Genomic DNA, 16,155 nt, shown 5'->3' with positions numbered 1-16,155 from the left:
CTCCTCCGGGTTCTCCCGGGCGGGAACCGGGTGCGCGCCGAGCCGCGGGCGTGTAGGCGGCGGCGGAGCGGTCGGTACCGTGGAGGCGTGAACGCCGCGCTCCCCGACTCCGACCGCACCGCCGCCGCCCCGGCCGCCGCCCTCGACCAGGGGTCGTACCAGATCCGCTTCGACTGGGGCGCCCGAGGCCTCCGGGACCTCGCCCCGGCACACATCACCGTGCTGGTCGACGCGCTCCCGGGAGGAGCGGACGACGTGATCGACCCCGACGCGATCGGCGGCCACGTCGTCCGCGCCGGCCTGGCCGACCGCACCGCCGTCGCCCGTTGGATCCTCGAGCGCCAGCACGAGAACGGCGGGCGAACCAGCGTCAATGTCGTCGCCGTCGGCGAGGTCGACGCGGCGGGCGAGCCGCGCTTCGCCGTGGAGGACCAGCTGGCCGCGGGCGCGCTGATCGACGCCCTGATCGGACTCGGCATCGACCACGTCTCGCCCGACGCGGCCGTCGCCTCGGCGTCCTACGAGGGTCTCCGCCGCGCCTGCGTCCACCTGCTGACCGCCTCCGCCACCGGCCGCCTGCTCACGGCGCAGGGCCGCGGGGCGGAGATCTCCGCCGCCGCCCGCGCGGACACCGTCGACACGGTGACGGTCCTGCGCTCCCCGCGCTGACGGACCGCGCCTGAGCGTCTCCGCAAGGGGTGCGGCCGCTCTCGACCGGTAAGGGCGGAGCGGCGTAGCGTTCCCCGGGAGCGGAGGACCGCCTCCGCCGACCGTCTCCGCGACAGGAAAGCTGGCCCGAATGAAAGCCGTCCTCAACGACGTCGTCATCGCCGACGCCCCCGACTCCGACCTCATCTCCATCGAGGGCAACTGGTACTTCCCGCCCACGAGCGTGAACAACGACTACCTGGTGCCGAGCAGCACCCAGTACACCTGCCCGTGGAAGGGCGAGGCCCAGTACTACGATGTGAAGTCCGACGACGGGATGCTCAAGGACCGCGCCTGGTCCTACCCGACGCCGTACCCGACCGCGTTCGACCGCGTCGGCAAGGACTTCTCGGGCTATCTCGCGTTCTGGAAGGACGTGAAGGTCGTCGACTAACCCTCGACGCGGTCCGCGCGCTCGGCGCTCCGGCGCCGGTGCGCGCGGACCTTCGCCCGGTTGCCGCAGCGCTGCATCGAGCACCAGCGCCGCGAGCCGGCCCGGGAGGTGTCGAGGTAGAGGATGCGGCAGTCCTCCGCGTCGCAGCGGCGCAGCCGCCCCGGGGTGCCGCCGCCGAGCAGGTCGACCGCCTCGCGGGCGAGGGTCGAGAGCGCCTGCCGCGCTGCCGCGTGCGAGCGGCCGGCCTGGCGCGAGCCGCCGGAGAGCGACGGCGGCACGTCCGGCATCGCAGCGAAGAGGTTGACGACGTCGACGTCCGCCGGGTCGCCCGCGGCACCGCGCTCCGCGGCGACGGCCAGCCGGGAGACGGCGCCGCGGAGCATCAGCGCGTCGTCGAGCCGCGCGTCGCGGGCGGTGGCGTCGACGGCGTCGAAGCGCTCGGCGAGCCAGGCCGCCAGGGCCTCGTCGGAGTCGAGGCGCTCGCCGGGGATCCCGCGCAGCGGCCCGGTGCAGGCGAAGTCGAGCGCCAGGCTCCCGGAGTCGAACCACCAGCGGAGCCCGCCCGCGTCGACCAGCCACTGCCCGGTGCTCGGCACCCGGCCGCGGACGACGCGATGCGGTGCGCCCTCGCTCACGCCGAGCGCTCGCTCGCGGCCGGTCGCGCCGGCACCTCGCGGCGCCGCCACTCGATCGCGTTCGCGGGCTCGAAGCGCCGGGCGCACCTCCCGCAGGCCAGCGGCCGGCTCGGGCGGCGGTGCCGGTAGAAGAGGTGCCCGCTCGGGCAGCTGCCGACCCACGGGGCGAGCTCGTCCGCGGTCGGATTGCTGTGCGTGCGGTCACCGGTGTAGCCCAGTGCCGTCGCCGCCCGCCGCCAGGCCGGACCGTGGCCGGCCTTCGGGCCGGCGAGCGCGTGCGCGACCTCGTGCAGCAGCGTCTGGTGCACCTCCTCGTCGCTCCACCGCGCGGCGAGGTGCCGCGACACGGTGATGCGCCGGTCCTTCCAGTGGCAGGCGCCGCCGCGGGTGCGGGCGTGATCGAAGGCGAAGCTCCACGAGTCGTCCAGGTGCTCGCGCAGCAGCGCGTCCGCCCAGCGGGCGACCTGGTCGAGCTCAGCCATCGGTCGGATCGGCTCCGGGGCTCAGGCCTCGTCGCCCTCGGCGCGGCGGCGGCCGCGCACGGCGCCGTCCGCCCGGGGGCCGCGGGTCGACTCGTCCTGGAACTCGGACGCGGCGGCGAAGCCGAGGCGCGCGACCTCGAGCTCCTCCTCCTCCACGCCGACGCGCTCGCCGAGCGCGGTGGCCGCGTCGAAGTCTCGCGCCGCCTGGCTGTACTCGCCGCTCTCGAAGAGCGCGAGCCCGCGGTGCTTGAGCGCGAAGGAGTGCTCGACGTGCCACTCGTGCGTGCGCGCCTCCTCGACGCAGAGCGTCAGCTCGGAGAGTGCCTCGTCGGAGCGGTCGCGGAGCTGCATCAGGCGCGCGCGGCGGACGCGCGCGGTGAGCAGCTCGGCGCGGTCGCCGGAGAACCGGGTGCGGCGGACGGCCTCGGTGGCGATGTCCCAGGCCTCGTCGAGGCGGCCGAGCAGGCGCAGCAGCTCGGCCTTCTCGGTGAGCGCGGCGAGGGAGCGCAGCGCGCCGATCTCCTCCAGGCGGTCCTGGGCGGCGTCGACGTCGATCTCCTCGCGGAGCGTCGCGGGGTCGTGGCGGATGATGATGCTCAGGGCGGTTCTTCCTCGTGGATGCGGATCCGGATCGGCGCACGCGGCGGCGAGAGGACGGAGGGGGCTCTGGCCCCCGTCCACTGTACGGGCAACCGGGCCGGGCCGCCCGGCCCGGGCGCGCTCAGCCCCGGCGGACCTGGAAGATGCTGCGCGCCGGCAGCGGCGACGGCGTGGCGGTGTCGTCGGTGACGACCGAGGCGCCCCCGAGGAAGTTCTCCAGCTCGCGCCCCTGCACCAGCTTCGCCGGCGCCGGGTCGGAGGCCAGCCGCCGCGGCAGCCCGTCCACCGGCAGCGGGGAGGGCGAGGCGAGCATCACCACGTTGCCGAAGCGCTTGGCCTTCAGCATCTGGGTGTCGGTCATGATCGCCGTGTGCGCGAAGACCGCCGCGAGCGTGGCGGCCTGAGCCCGGGCGAAGGCCAGCGCCCCGCCGTCGGCCACGTTGACCGCCACGACCCCGGTGGGCGCGAGCAGCGGAGCGATCTCGCGGTAGAACTCGGCGCTCGTGACGTGCGCGGGCGTCCGGGCGCCGGAGAAGATGTCGACCACGACGACGTCGACCGTGCCGAGCAGCCCCGGCGGCAGCTTGCCGAGCACCTCGCGGGCGTCGCCCTGGCGGATCCGGATCTGCGCGCCGCGGGGCAGCGGGAGCGCCTCCCGCACCAGGTCGACCAGCGCCGCCTCGATCTCGACGACCTGCTGCCGTGAGCCGGGCCGGGTCGCCGCCACGTAGCGGGGGAGGGTCAGCGCGCCGGCGCCCAGGTGCAGCGCCGTCACGGCCTCGCCCTCGGGCGCGAGCAGGTCGATCGCGTGGCCGATCCGCCGCACGTACTCGAAGGAGAGGTGCGTCGGGTCGGCGAGGTCGACGTGCGACTGCGGGGTGCCGTCGACGACGAGGGTCGCCGCGTCGGCGGAGTGCCGGTCGGGCTCGATCTGCGCGAGGAACCCGCTGGCGAGCACGGCGCGGGGGTGCTCGGAGTCGTCGCCGCGTCGGCGACCGGTGCGTTCGGCCATCCGACCAGTCTGCCTTGCCGCGCAGGACGGGAGGCGGAGCGGGGGAGGCGGGGAGGGCGGGACCCTCGACCCGGCCGTATACCCGAGCCCCGTGCCGGACGCAAGCACCTGCACTTGCGCGGCGTGGCGCGGTGCATCTATAGTTGTACTTTGCGCTCCCGAGTGCCGAGTCGTCATATTGCGGTCGACCAGCCATCGGAACCCGGCATCAGATGGTGGATGCCGATGCCACACTCTAGCCCCCGCCCCGAAGGCCGCGTCAAACCGGTCGCTTCGTCGCTGCGGCCGCGTCACCGCGGTCACGGCAGGGGAGCAGGACGTGTCGGCCCGCCCGGCGGGAGCCCACTCCACACATCCCACAGATTGAGACCCGCGAGGGTCTACGGAGGTTCCTTCCTTGGCTGCTGCGCCCAACGCAACCACCACCTCACCCAAGAACGGACGCGGAGCTTCGCGTCTCTCGTTCGCCAAGATCAGCGACACCCTGACGGTTCCGGATCTGCTCGCGCTGCAGACCGAGAGCTTCGACTGGCTCGTCGGCTCGGAGGCGTGGAAGACCCGCGTCGCCGAGGCGAAGGCCGTCGGCCGGGAGGATCTCCCCGCCAACTCCGGACTCGACGAGATCTTCGAGGAGATCTCCCCGATCGAGGACCTCAGCGAGACGATGCAGCTGAGCTTCACGAACCCGTACCTCGAGCCCGAGAAGTACACGATCGAGGAGTGCAAGGAGCGCGGCAAGACCTACGCCGCTCCGCTGTACGTCGAGGCCGAGTTCATGAACCACCTCACGGGTGAGATCAAGACCCAGACGGTCTTCATGGGCGACTTCCCCCTGATGACGGAGAAGGGCACGTTCATCATCAACGGCACCGAGCGTGTCGTCGTGTCCCAGCTCGTCCGCAGCCCGGGCGTCTACTTCGAGCGCCAGCAGGAGAAGACGTCCGACAAGGACATCTACTCCGCCCGCGTCATCCCCAGCCGCGGTGCCTGGCTCGAGTTCGAGATCGACAAGCGCGACCAGGTCGGCGTCCGCATCGACCGCAAGCGCAAGCAGTCGGTCACGGTCTTCCTCAAGGCCCTGGGCCTGACGAGCGAGGAGATCCTCGAGCAGTTCGCCGGCTACGAGTCGATCGAGCTGACCCTCGAGAAGGACAACATCCTCACCAAGGAGGACGCCCTCCGCGACATCTACCGCAAGCTCCGCCCGGGCGAGCAGGTCGCCGCCGAGGCCGCCCGCGCGCTGCTGGACAACTTCTACTTCAACAGCAAGCGCTACGACCTCGCCAAGGTCGGCCGCTACAAGATCAACCGCAAGCTCGGCATCGACAAGGCGCTGTCCGACTCGGTGCTCACGGTCGAGGACATCATCGCGACCATCAAGTACCTGGTCGCGCTGCACGACGGCCGCACCAACCTGCCCGGTGTGCGCGACGGCGCCGCGGTCGACCTCCGCCTCGACGTGGACGACATCGACCACTTCGGCAACCGCCGCATCCGCGCGGTCGGCGAGCTCATCCAGAACCAGGTCCGCACCGGCCTGTCCCGGATGGAGCGCGTGGTCCGCGAGCGCATGACCACGCAGGACATCGAGGCGATCACCCCGCAGACCCTGATCAACGTCCGCCCCGTGGTGGCCGCGATCAAGGAGTTCTTCGGCACCTCGCAGCTGTCGCAGTTCATGGACCAGAACAACCCGCTCGCGGGTCTGACCCACAAGCGCCGCCTGTCGGCACTCGGCCCCGGCGGTCTCTCCCGTGAGCGCGCCGGCGTCGAGGTCCGCGACGTCCACCCGTCGCACTACGGCCGCATGTGCCCGATCGAGACCCCGGAAGGCCCGAACATCGGCCTGATCGGCTCGCTCGCGTCCTTCGCGCGCATCAACTCGTTCGGCTTCATCGAGACCCCGTACCGCAAGGTCGTCGACGGCGTCGTCACCGCGCAGATCGACTACCTCACCGCGTCCGAGGAGGACGAGTACCTGGTCGCCCAGGCGAACGCCCCCCTCACCTCCGACATGCGCTTCGCCGAGGGCAAGGTCCTGGTCCGCCCCAAGGGCGGAGAGGTCGAGCTCGTCGACGCCGAGCGCGTGCACTACATGGACGTCTCCCCGCGCCAGATGGTGTCGGTCGCGACCTCGCTGATCCCGTTCCTCGAGCACGACGACGCGAACCGCGCGCTCATGGGCGCGAACATGCAGCGTCAGGCCGTCCCGCTGCTGCGCAGCGAGTCGCCCGTCGTCGGAACCGGCATGGAGGGCTTCGCGGCCATCGACGCCGGCGACGTCATCACGGCCGACAAGGCCGGCGTGGTCCAGGAGGTCTCCGCCGACTCCGTCACCGTCCAGCTGGACGAGGGCGGCACGCAGACCTACTTCCTGCGCAAGTTCGACCGCTCGAACCAGGGCACCTCGTACAACAACCGCGTGGTCGTCTCCGCCGGTGAGCGCATCGAGGTCGGCGAGATCGTCGCCGACGGTCCCGCGACCGAGAACGGCGAGCTCGCGCTCGGCAAGAACCTGCTCGTCGCGTTCATGCCGTGGGAGGGTCACAACTTCGAGGACGCGATCATCCTCAGCCAGAACCTGGTGAAGGACGACGTCCTCTCCTCGATCCACATCGAGGAGTACGAGGTCGACGCCCGCGACACCAAGCTCGGCAAGGAGGAGATCACCCGCGACCTCCCCAACGTCAGCCCGGAGCTCCTGGCCGACCTGGACGAGCGCGGCATCATCCGCATCGGCGCCGAGGTCCGCCCCGGCGACATCCTCGTCGGCAAGGTCACGCCCAAGGGCGAGACCGAGCTCTCGGCCGAGGAGCGCCTGCTCCGCGCGATCTTCAACGAGAAGAGCCGCGAGGTCCGCGACACGTCGCTGAAGGTGCCCCACGGCGAGCAGGGCACGATCATCGGCGTCAAGGTGTTCGACGCGCAGGACGGCGACGACGAGCTCGGCTCGGGCGTCAACCAGCGCGTGGTCGTCTACATCGCCCAGAAGCGCAAGATCACCGAGGGCGACAAGCTCGCCGGCCGCCACGGCAACAAGGGCGTCATCTCGAAGATCCTGCCGGTCGAGGACATGCCGTTCCTCGCCGACGGCACCCCGGTCGACATCGTGCTCAACCCGCTCGGCGTCCCCGGCCGGATGAACTTCGGCCAGGTCCTCGAGATCCACCTCGGCTGGATCGCGAAGCAGGGCTGGAAGGTCGAGGGCAAGCCCGAGTGGGCCAAGCGCCTGCCCGAGCACGCCCGCGAGGCCGCTCCCGGCACCAAGGTCGCCACCCCGGTGTTCGACGGTGCGGCGGAGGAGGAGCTCGCAGGGCTCCTCGACTCCACCACCCCGACCCGCGACGGCGAGCGCCTGATCGGCTCGTCCGGCAAGACGCAGCTGTTCGACGGCCGCTCGGGAGAGCCCTTCCCGGACCCGGTCTCGGTCGGCTACATGTACATCCTGAAGCTGCACCACCTCGTCGACGACAAGATCCACGCGCGCTCGACGGGCCCGTACTCGATGATCACCCAGCAGCCGCTCGGTGGTAAGGCGCAGTTCGGCGGCCAGCGCTTCGGCGAGATGGAGGTGTGGGCCCTCGAGGCCTACGGTGCCGCCTACGCGCTGCAGGAGCTCCTCACCATCAAGTCGGACGACATCCTCGGCCGCGTGAAGGTGTACGAGGCCATCGTCAAGGGTGAGAACATCCAGGAGCCGGGCATCCCGGAGTCCTTCAAGGTCCTCATCAAGGAGATGCAGTCCCTGTGCCTGAACGTCGAGGTCCTCTCGGCCGACGGCACCGCGGTCAGCCTGCGCGACACGGATGACGAGGTCTACCGCGCCGCGGAGGAGCTCGGCATCAACATCTCCTCCCGGTTCGAGTCGTCCTCCGTCGACGACATCTGATCCCGCGCCAGCATCTGACGACTCCCCGTCTCTGACGAGACACCCTGTTTTCCGACAAGGAGAAAACATTGCTCGACGTAACAACTTTTGACGAGCTGCGCATCGGCCTCGCGACGGCCGATGACATCCGTCGCTGGTCGCACGGTGAAGTGAAGAAGCCCGAGACCATCAACTACCGCACCCTCAAGCCCGAGAAGGACGGTCTGTTCGGCGAGCAGATCTTCGGACCCTCGCGCGACTGGGAGTGCTCCTGCGGCAAGTACAAGCGGGTCCGCTTCAAGGGCATCGTCTGCGAGCGCTGCGGCGTCGAGGTCACCAAGTCCTCGGTCCGCCGCGAGCGGATGGGCCACATCGAGCTCGCCGCCCCCGTCACCCACATCTGGTACTTCAAGGGCGTCCCCTCGCGCCTCGGATACCTGCTGGACATGGCGCCGAAGGACCTCGAGAAGGTCATCTACTTCGCGGCGTACATGATCATCGACGTGGACGACGACGGCCGTCACGCCGACATGCCCGGCCTCGAGAACGAGCTCCGGCTCGAGATCAAGACCCTCTCGGACCAGCGCGACTCCCGCATCGCGGACCGCCTGGCGCGCCTCGAGACCGACCTCGCCGCCCTGGAGGCGGAGGGCGCGAAGAGCGACCAGAAGCGCCGCACCAAGGACGGCGCCGAGAAGGAGATGGGCCAGATCCGCAAGTCCTTCGACGAGGACATCGCGCGACTGGAGAGCGTGTGGGAGCAGTTCCGCACCCTGAAGGTCGGCGACCTCAAGCCCGAGGACGCCGTCTTCAACGAGCTCGTCGACCGCTACGGCGTCTACTTCGAGGCCTACATGGGCGCCGAGGCGATCAAGAAGCGCCTCGAGCAGTTCGACCTCCAGGCCGAGGCCGAGACGCTGCACCTGCAGATCGCCGAGGGCAAGGGTCAGAAGAAGATCCGCGCCATCAAGCGCCTGCGCGTCGTCAACTCGTTCCTCGCCACCGGCAACTCGCCGGCCGCGATGGTCCTCGACGTGGTCCCGGTCATCCCGCCGGAGCTGCGCCCGATGGTCCAGCTCGACGGTGGCCGCTTCGCCACCTCCGACCTGAACGACCTGTACCGCCGCGTCATCAACCGCAACAACCGCCTCCGCCGCCTGCTCGACCTCGGTGCCCCCGAGATCATCGTGAACAACGAGAAGCGCATGCTCCAGGAGGCGGTCGACGCCCTCTTCGACAACGGCCGCCGCGGCCGTCCCGTCACGGGCACCGGCAACCGCGCCCTGAAGTCCCTGAGCGACATGCTCAAGGGAAAGCAGGGTCGCTTCCGCCAGAACCTGCTGGGCAAGCGCGTCGACTACTCGGGCCGCTCGGTCATCATCGTCGGACCGCAGCTCAAGCTGCACCAGTGCGGTCTGCCCAAGCAGATGGCGCTCGAGCTGTTCAAGCCGTTCGTCATCAAGCGCCTGATCGACCTGTCGCACGCGCAGAACATCAAGGCCGCCAAGCGCATGGTCGAGCGCTCGCGTCCGCAGGTCTGGGACGTGCTCGAGGAGATCATCCGCGAGCGCCCCGTCCTGCTCAACCGCGCGCCCACCCTGCACCGACTCGGCATCCAGGCCTTCGAGCCCCAGCTGGTCGAGGGCAAGGCGATCCAGCTGCACCCGCTCGTCTGCGCCGCGTTCAACGCGGACTTCGACGGCGACCAGATGGCCGTCCACCTGCCCCTGTCGGTCGAGGCCCAGGCCGAGGCGCGCATCCTGATGCTCGCCTCGAACAACATCCTCAAGCCCTCCGACGGCCGTCCGGTCACCCTGCCCACGCAGGACATGATCATCGGCCTGCACCACCTGACGACCATCCGCGAGGGTGGCGCCGGTGAGGGCCGCGCGTTCTCCTCCGTCTCGGAGGCGATCCTCGCGAAGGACCAGGGCTCGCTGCACCTGAACTCGAAGGTCCGCATCCGCATGTCGGACGTGTACTTCGCTCAGGGTCAGACCCCCGAGGGTGTCGAGATCGACGACAAGGGCAAGGTCACCGCGCCCGTCCTCCTCGACACGACGCTCGGCCGCGCCCTCTTCAACGAGGCGCTGCCGGTCGACTACCCCTACTTCGAGCAGGTCGCCGACAAGACGACCATCTCCGGGATCGTCAACGACCTCGCGGAGCGCTACCCGAAGGTGGAGGTCGCCGCCTCGCTCGACCGCATCAAGGACGCCGGCTTCTACTGGGCCACCCGGTCCGGTGTGACCGTCGCCCTCTCGGACATCCTCACCCCGCCCTCGAAGCCCGTCATCATCGCGGGCTACGAGAAGAAGGCGGCCAAGGTCGAGTCCGAGTACGACAAGGGTCTGACCACCCAGGCGGAGCGCCGCCAGGAGCTCGTGAAGATCTGGACCGAGGCGACCGACGAGGTCGCCAAGGCGATGCGCGCGAACTTCCCGATCGACAACACGATCAACCGCATGGTCACCTCCGGTGCCCGTGGAAACTGGCTGCAGGTGCGCAACATCGCCGGCATGCGCGGTCTGGTGAACAACCCGAAGGGCGAGATCATCGCCCGACCGATCATCTCCTCGTACCGCGAGGGACTGTCGGTCGCCGAGTACTTCATCGCCACGCACGGTGCCCGCAAGGGCCTGGCCGACACCGCGCTCCGCACCGCGGACTCGGGCTACCTGACGCGTCGACTCGTCGACGTCTCGCAGGACGTCATCATCCGCGAGGACGACTGCGGCACGACCAAGGGCCTCGACCTGCCGATCATGCTCCAGGACGCCACCGGCGCCTGGATCCAGGACTCGAACGTCGAGAACTCCGTCTACGCCCGCTCGCTCGCCACCGCGGCGACGAACGAGGCCGGCGAGGTCGTGGCCGAGGCCGGCGAGGACGTCGGCGACGTCCTCATCGAGAAGCTCGTCGGTGCCGAGGTGCGTCACATCAAGGTGCGCTCGGTCCTGACCTGCGAGTCGGCCGTCGGCGTCTGCGCGGCCTGCTACGGCCGCTCGCTCGCCACCGGCAAGCTCGTCGACATCGGAGAGGCCGTCGGCATCATCGCGGCCCAGTCGATCGGCGAGCCCGGCACGCAGCTCACGATGCGCACCTTCCACACCGGTGGATCGGCCTCGGCCGACGACATCACGCAGGGTCTGCCCCGCGTGCAGGAGCTCTTCGAGGCCCGCACCCCCAAGGGTGCGTCGCCGATCGCGGAGGCCGCCGGTCGCATCACGATCGAGGACACCGACCGGGCCCGCCGGGTCATCCTCCAGCCGGACAACGGCGACGAGGCGGTCATCTACCCGGTGCTCAAGCGCTCGCAGCTCCTCGTCGAGGACGGCCAGTCGGTCGTGCTCGGTCAGCAGCTGCACGTGGGAACGGTCGACCCCAAGGAGGTCCTGCGCGTGCTGGGCGTCCGCGAGGTCCAGAAGCACCTCGTCGGCGGCGTCCAGGGCGTCTACCGCTCGCAGGGCGTCCCGATCCACGACAAGCACATCGAGGTCATCGTCCGGCAGATGCTCCGCAAGGTCACCGTCGTCGACCACGGCGACACCGACCTGCTGCCGGGTGAGCTCGTCGACCGCTCGCGCTACAGCGAGGTCAACCGTGCGGCTCTGACCGAGGGCAAGCGGACCGCGTCCGCCCGCCAGGAGGTCATGGGCATCACCAAGGCCTCGCTCGCGACCGAGTCGTGGCTGTCGGCCGCGTCCTTCCAGGAGACCACCCGCGTCCTGACGCAGGCGGCCATGGAGGGCAAGCGCGATCCGCTGATGGGCCTCAAGGAGAACGTGATCATCGGAAAGCTGATCCCGGCCGGAACGGGTCTGCCCCGCTACCGGAACGTGTCGGTCGAGGCGACGGAGGAGGCGAAGGCCGAGCGGTACCCCAACCGCATCTTCGCCGACGACGCCGCGTTCAGCGACGCGGACCTCTCGTTCGTCGACTTCGACTCGTTCTCGAGCGACGGCTACGAGCCCGGCAACTACAGCTGAGCACGGTCTGAGTGACGAAGGGCCCCGCCGGGAGACCGGCGGGGCCCTTCGTCGTCCGCGGCACCGTGAGGGCGGGACGACGCGGGACGGCGGCCTCGCGCGGCGCGCGGTAAGGGCACCCTGACTGGGGGTCCGTCGATTTCCCGACAGCGAGCCCGAACGGGGGCCCCGGGATGATTGACTTCTGGGACGTTCGTCCGGTCGATCCCCTGAACCCGCTCAGCAGGGGTCGCGGCGGTGAGGAAACGTGCGGATGAGAGTCCTGATCGCCGTGCTGGCCGCCCTTCTCGTGGTGGTCGGTGCCGTCGTCGTACCGTCGGGCACCGCGGCCGCCGCGGCGGCAGCCACCGCCCCTCCGCCGGCGACCTGCGGCATCGCCGAGCTCGCCCCGGTCCTCCCGGGCGACGACGTCGAGTCCACGGCGGCGGCCTCGCTGGTGCCGATCCTGGTGCTGCACGGCTGGCTCGGCACCGCGACGCACGACGAGTCGCGCACGGGCGCCTTCTCGCACCTGGTCGACCTGGTCGCCACCAACGGCGTCGACCAGCCGGTCACCACCTCCCAGCGCTCGCTCATCGGCGCGTTCCAGGACACCGAGGGCGCCGTCGTCTACACCTTCGACTACCGCGATCTCGCGGCCCGCTGGGTGACCGATCCCGGCATCGCCGACGCCCTGGCCTCCTCGATCGCCTGCCTCACGGCGGCGACCGGCCACCGGGCCGTCGTCGTCGCCCACTCGATGGGCGGCCTCGCCGCGCGCCAGGCCCTCAGCCAGAGCGTCGACGGAGTGCCGGTGGAGTCGATGGTGCGCGAGGTCGTCACCTTCGGCACGCCCAACACCGGCTCGGACCTCGCCCTCCGCCTCGGCCAGATCATCGACTCGACCGGCACGGTCAGCCCCGCGGTGGTCGGCGGACTCGAGCCGCAGTCGCGCCTCGGCATCTCGGCGCTGCTCGCCTCGTGCGGCGCGGCGGCCTCGGAGGACGCGGGCAACGCGGGGGAGTGCACGGGCATGCCCATGATCGACGCGCTGTCCTCGCAGGCGGGGATCGCCCTGCGCACCGGCTCCACGCAGCTCGCGGCCCTGCCGCCGTGGCCGGAGAGCGTCCGCGTGGTCTCGCTCGCCGGCGACATCCGCGTGACCATCGCCTCGGTCCTAGGGTCGCGGACGGGCTCGGTGTCGCTCGGCGACATCATCGTCGCGCCGCCGTCGGCCGAGGCGGGCGTCGACGACTACGTCGTGTCGACCTGCTACTACACGCTGCTGTCGATGCCGGACGTCCCGTCGGTGCTCGCGGAGCTGAACCCGATGGCGCGGCTGGGCGACGCGCTGCGCTTCTCGGCGATGGTGGTCGCCATCGATGCCAGCCCCTGCCACCACGCCAAGCTGATGCGCAACGTCGAGCTCGCCGGCCACGCCGAGGCGGAGGTCGCCGGTGCGGTGGCGGACGAGCTCGGCATCCCGCGCCTCGGCGCCGTGCGCGCGGGGCAGCACCTCCTGCCGCCGTCGGACGAGCCCCGCCATCCCTTCCGCCCCTGATCGGCGGGACATGATGTCCGGAGTTTTGACGCGGCCCTGATCGAGCGCCTACGGTCGAGATCGGCCGAAGGGGCGGCCGCCTGGGGGACAGGCAGCGCGGCTCGCGCGGCTCGCACGCCGAGCGCGAGCCGCGCCCGTCCGGCGCGTCCGGCTGCCTCTGTGACCTCCCGAGTAGCCGATGTGCGCGACGACTGTCGGCGATCGTCTACGCTCGGGGGCACCGGGGACGCCGAAGCCGCCCCGCTCACCCGCCTCCGGAGGCACGATGGGCACCGACACCCCGCCCGAGGTCCCGCCGCGACCGGCCCGACTCAGCCGCGAGCAGGTCCGGACCCGGCTCCTCGACGCCGCCCTCGCGGTCGTCCGCGCGGAGGGCCTGCGCGTCGGCGTCTCGCACCTGCCGCTCGAGGACGTCATCCGCTCCGCCGGAGTGCCGCGCAGCACGGTCTACCGGATCTGGCCCACCCGCCAGGCGTTCTACGACGAGCTGGTCGCGGCGATCCCCGAGCGGATCCTCACGGCCCGGCTCGACCCCACCTCGCTCACCGCGGGGGACGCCTACCTGCACCGCCGCCTCGCCGAGCAGCCGACTCCCGAGCAGATGCGCGAGATCCTCGTCGCCTCGCTCACCGTCGCGATCGAGGCCAACTACGACAACGTGTTCGCCTCGCAGCACTGGCGCAACTTCGTCGCCCTGATCGGCGCGGTCGACTCGCACTCGGAGTCGGCCCGCGTCGCGATCCACGAGGCCCTGCACTCGCGCCAGGTGCACTTCATCGAGAACATGGCGAAGTACTACCGGCACACCCTCGCCGAGGCGGGCCTGCGCCTGCGCTCGGGGCGGGAGGAGGAGTACGCCGTGCTCGCCTCCGCCATCTCCTCGTTCGTCGAGGGACTCTGCGTCGCCCGGATCGCCGCGCCCGAGCTGGTGACCGGACCGATCGATCCGGGTCGGCCGGACTCGGCCTCGCTCGTGGTGGCGGGCACGCTGATGCTGATCGACGGGTTCTGCGAGCCCGTGCCGCCCGCGCCCGCGCCCACCCGGTCCGCACCGGCGGAGGACGCCGCGCTCTAGCGGTCGGCGGGAGGCTCGTCCTCGGCGACCGGCTCGAGCATCCCGTCGACGATCGAGCGGATCGTCCAGGCGGTGAGGCTCCACTCGACGGGCTCGCCGTCCAGGCCGGGCGCCGTGACGACGGCGTCGAGCTCGTCGTCGAGCAGCCGCCCGCGGTGCACCAGCCCGTCCGTGACGATCGCGGTGAGGTGCGCGAGCTGGAGCGTGGTGAAGCCGGGCCGGAGCGAGGCGCTGAACTGGTCCAGGACGTCCTGGTAGTAGTCGCGCAGCCGCTGGCTGAGCATGGTCTCGAGCCGGCGGGCGGTGGCGCGCACCGCCTCGCGCGCGGGCCCCTCCTCCATCGAGAAGGTGCACGCCAGCAGCGCGTTGTAGGAGGACCAGTCGACGGAGGCGCGAAGGGTCTCCACGCTGGAGTTCGCACCGATGCGGATCATCTCCCAGGCCACCTGACGGCGGCCCACCGCGGTGCCGAGGTGGGCGGAGGAGCGCTCGTAGACCTCGGTCATCGCCCGCTGGGCGTCGGGATCCGCGCCGTCGGCGAAGCGGTCCGCGACGAAGATCTCGCCGATGAGGTCGGCGACGAACTCCTCCCGCGTGCTCCAGATCCGGTAGACCGAGCTGCGCGGCACGGCGGCCAGGCGGATGTACTCCTCCATCGGCAGGTGGGCGAAGCCGACCGTGAGACCGTGGGCCGAGATGACCTCGCGGGCGGCGCGGAGCATCCGGGCCCGCACCTGGTCGGCGGGGATCCGGGTCGAGCGGAAGGCGGTCTCGTCGGAGTCGTTCATCGTCACGGAGACTAGCCCTCCTGGGCGGGGCGCGAGCAAGGAGGGGGTTCCGCGGTCGGCGGAGATGCGCTGATGGTCGTCGGGACGGAATGTCCCGTGCGTGGCTCGGCCGGTCCTCCTTTCGCTACGGTTCGATCCAGGACGGACCCGACCGTCCTCGCAAGGGGTTTCCGTGGCGGAATTCGAGAAGTTCGCTGTGACCGTGGTGAGCGGTCTGTCCATCGAGCGCGCGGCTCTCGCGGCGCTCCTCGTCGACGTCCTCCCGCACCTGAGTGTCGCGGACCCGGACGCCGCCGAGGCGGACACGATCGCGGTCCTGGACCTCGACCGGGTCGCGCCCGAGGTGCTGACCAGCACGCTAGCGGAGGTCAGCGCGCGGCATCGCGGCCTGGTGGTGCTGTCCGCGTCGGACTCGCTCGAGGCCGTCCGCGCCGTGCTCCGCCTCGAGCGCACCGCCTTCGTCTGGAAGGGCGACGAGCCGGGCGAGCTCGTCGCGGCCCTGGTGTCGGTCGCGTCCGGCCGCTCCTGGATCTCGGAAGCGGCCCGGCACCGCTTCCTCGCCGCCGGCGAGCACCGCCGGCCCGTGCTCAGCCGGCAGGAGAGCCGCGTCATGCGCTCCTACGGGTCCGGCACGGCGGTCAAGGACGTCGCCCTCGACATGCGGATCGCCGAGCACACCGTGCGCACCTACATCAAGCGGATCAAGGCCAAGTACCTCGACGCCGGCATCGCGCTGGAGTCACGGGTCGACTTCTACCGCCACCTCGACGGGCACGACGTCGCGATCCGCAACGGCCGCGACCGGGTGCGGCCCGGCCTGCAGGAGACGGGCGGCGGCGTGCGAGGCGAGGTCGCCTCGTGAGGCGAGCAGGATCGCGTTGCCGCTCCCGCGCCCCTCGGCGTAGCTGAGCGGACCGACGGCGGCGACCACCGGCAGCACGCGCTGCACCTCCCGCCGGAGCCGCCGCAGGCGTCGGTGATCGGCGTCGTCGGCGACGTTGACCGCGAGCAGGCCGAAGCCCTCGACCAGCCCGGCGAGACCGCCGAGCACCTCGGTGCGGTAG

12 protein-coding genes are annotated in these 16,155 nt (G+C 71.2%); 7 read left to right on the top strand and 5 right to left on the bottom strand.

The features are described from left to right. The first annotated feature begins 87 nt into the window (after positions 1 to 87). Together MT353_RS03860 and MT353_RS03855 are read left to right on the top strand one after the other, a co-directional pair. Positions 88 to 669 (top strand): 2-phosphosulfolactate phosphatase, encoded by a 582-nt coding sequence (locus MT353_RS03860; protein ID WP_243623625.1) that lies wholly within the window; start codon positions 88 to 90, stop codon positions 667 to 669. A gap of 130 nt (positions 670 to 799) precedes the next feature. Next, positions 800 to 1,102: a DUF427 domain-containing protein gene (locus MT353_RS03855; protein WP_123445021.1), complete on the top strand. Its 303-nt coding sequence runs from the start codon at positions 800 to 802 to the stop codon at positions 1,100 to 1,102. Here MT353_RS03855 and MT353_RS03850 read toward each other — a convergent pair. Genes MT353_RS03850 through MT353_RS03835 form a run of 4 tightly spaced genes read right to left on the bottom strand, consistent with a single transcriptional unit; the run spans position 1,099 to position 3,831 of the window. Beyond that, the gene (locus tag MT353_RS03850; protein WP_243623624.1) at positions 1,099 to 1,737 is read right to left on the bottom strand and encodes a CGNR zinc finger domain-containing protein; all 639 of its coding nucleotides are present in this window, start codon (positions 1,735 to 1,737) and stop codon (positions 1,099 to 1,101) included. The genes MT353_RS03855 and MT353_RS03850 overlap by 4 nt on opposite strands. Further along, positions 1,734 to 2,219, bottom strand: a complete 486-nt coding sequence (locus MT353_RS03845; RefSeq protein WP_243615311.1) for a SprT-like domain-containing protein — start codon at positions 2,217 to 2,219, stop codon at positions 1,734 to 1,736. Before MT353_RS03845 ends, MT353_RS03850 begins: the two co-directional genes overlap by 4 nt. Before the next feature lie 21 nt (positions 2,220 to 2,240). Then, the gene (locus MT353_RS03840) at positions 2,241 to 2,900 is read right to left on the bottom strand and encodes a hypothetical protein (RefSeq protein WP_185019941.1); all 660 of its coding nucleotides are present in this window, start codon (positions 2,898 to 2,900) and stop codon (positions 2,241 to 2,243) included. Between the two features lie 40 nt (positions 2,901 to 2,940). Then, positions 2,941 to 3,831, bottom strand: coding sequence for a spermidine synthase (locus tag MT353_RS03835; protein WP_123445023.1), 891 nt, complete (start codon positions 3,829 to 3,831; stop codon positions 2,941 to 2,943). A 397-nt stretch (positions 3,832 to 4,228) separates the two neighbouring features. Between MT353_RS03835 and rpoB the strand changes: the two genes are divergently transcribed. From rpoB to MT353_RS03815, 4 genes are all read left to right on the top strand, one after another. After that, positions 4,229 to 7,720, top strand: a complete 3,492-nt coding sequence (rpoB, locus tag MT353_RS03830; RefSeq protein ID WP_123702077.1) for a DNA-directed RNA polymerase subunit beta — start codon at positions 4,229 to 4,231, stop codon at positions 7,718 to 7,720. A 68-nt stretch (positions 7,721 to 7,788) separates the two neighbouring features. Beyond that, positions 7,789 to 11,688 (top strand): DNA-directed RNA polymerase subunit beta', encoded by a 3,900-nt coding sequence (locus MT353_RS03825; protein ID WP_123445025.1) that lies wholly within the window; start codon positions 7,789 to 7,791, stop codon positions 11,686 to 11,688. A gap of 253 nt (positions 11,689 to 11,941) precedes the next feature. After that, entirely contained in the window at positions 11,942 to 13,228 is a 1,287-nt protein-coding gene (locus tag MT353_RS03820; protein WP_243600548.1) for a triacylglycerol lipase, read from the top strand. Positions 13,229 to 13,493: 265 nt separating this feature from the next. Further along, positions 13,494 to 14,303: a TetR/AcrR family transcriptional regulator gene (locus MT353_RS03815; RefSeq protein WP_243623623.1), complete on the top strand. Its 810-nt coding sequence runs from the start codon at positions 13,494 to 13,496 to the stop codon at positions 14,301 to 14,303. Here the strand turns inward: MT353_RS03815 and MT353_RS03810 are convergent. Beyond that, a complete protein-coding gene (locus MT353_RS03810) occupies positions 14,300 to 15,091 on the bottom strand; it encodes a hypothetical protein (protein WP_243623622.1) in 792 nt (263 codons plus the stop codon). The genes MT353_RS03815 and MT353_RS03810 overlap by 4 nt on opposite strands. A 172-nt stretch (positions 15,092 to 15,263) precedes the next feature. Here MT353_RS03810 and MT353_RS21865 point away from each other — a divergent pair, with 172 nt between their 5' ends. Then, a complete protein-coding gene (locus tag MT353_RS21865) occupies positions 15,264 to 15,953 on the top strand; it encodes a LuxR C-terminal-related transcriptional regulator (protein ID WP_123735020.1) in 690 nt (229 codons plus the stop codon). Positions 15,954 to 16,155: the final 202 nt, after the last annotated feature.

The organism is Rathayibacter sp. VKM Ac-2927, from assembly GCF_022815525.1.
GTDB lineage: Bacteria > Actinomycetota > Actinomycetes > Actinomycetales > Microbacteriaceae > Rathayibacter > Rathayibacter festucae.
Note: the sequence above shows the minus strand (reverse complement) of the source record. Positions and strands in the feature narration are given on the sequence as shown.

Bases quoted from the DNA above. Each gene is read 5' to 3' on its own strand.
- MT353_RS03855 (WP_123445021.1), top strand. From the start codon at position 800: ATGAAAGCCGTCCTCAACGACGTCGTCATCGCCGACGCCCCCGACTCC.
- MT353_RS03845 (WP_243615311.1), bottom strand. From the start codon at position 2,219: ATGGCTGAGCTCGACCAGGTCGCCCGCTGGGCGGACGCGCTGCTGCGC.
- MT353_RS03835 (WP_123445023.1), bottom strand. From the start codon at position 3,831: ATGGCCGAACGCACCGGTCGCCGACGCGGCGACGACTCCGAGCACCCC.
- MT353_RS03820 (WP_243600548.1), top strand. From the start codon at position 11,942: ATGAGAGTCCTGATCGCCGTGCTGGCCGCCCTTCTCGTGGTGGTCGGT.
- MT353_RS03815 (WP_243623623.1), top strand. From the start codon at position 13,494: ATGGGCACCGACACCCCGCCCGAGGTCCCGCCGCGACCGGCCCGACTC.
- MT353_RS03810 (WP_243623622.1), bottom strand. From the start codon at position 15,091: ATGAACGACTCCGACGAGACCGCCTTCCGCTCGACCCGGATCCCCGCC.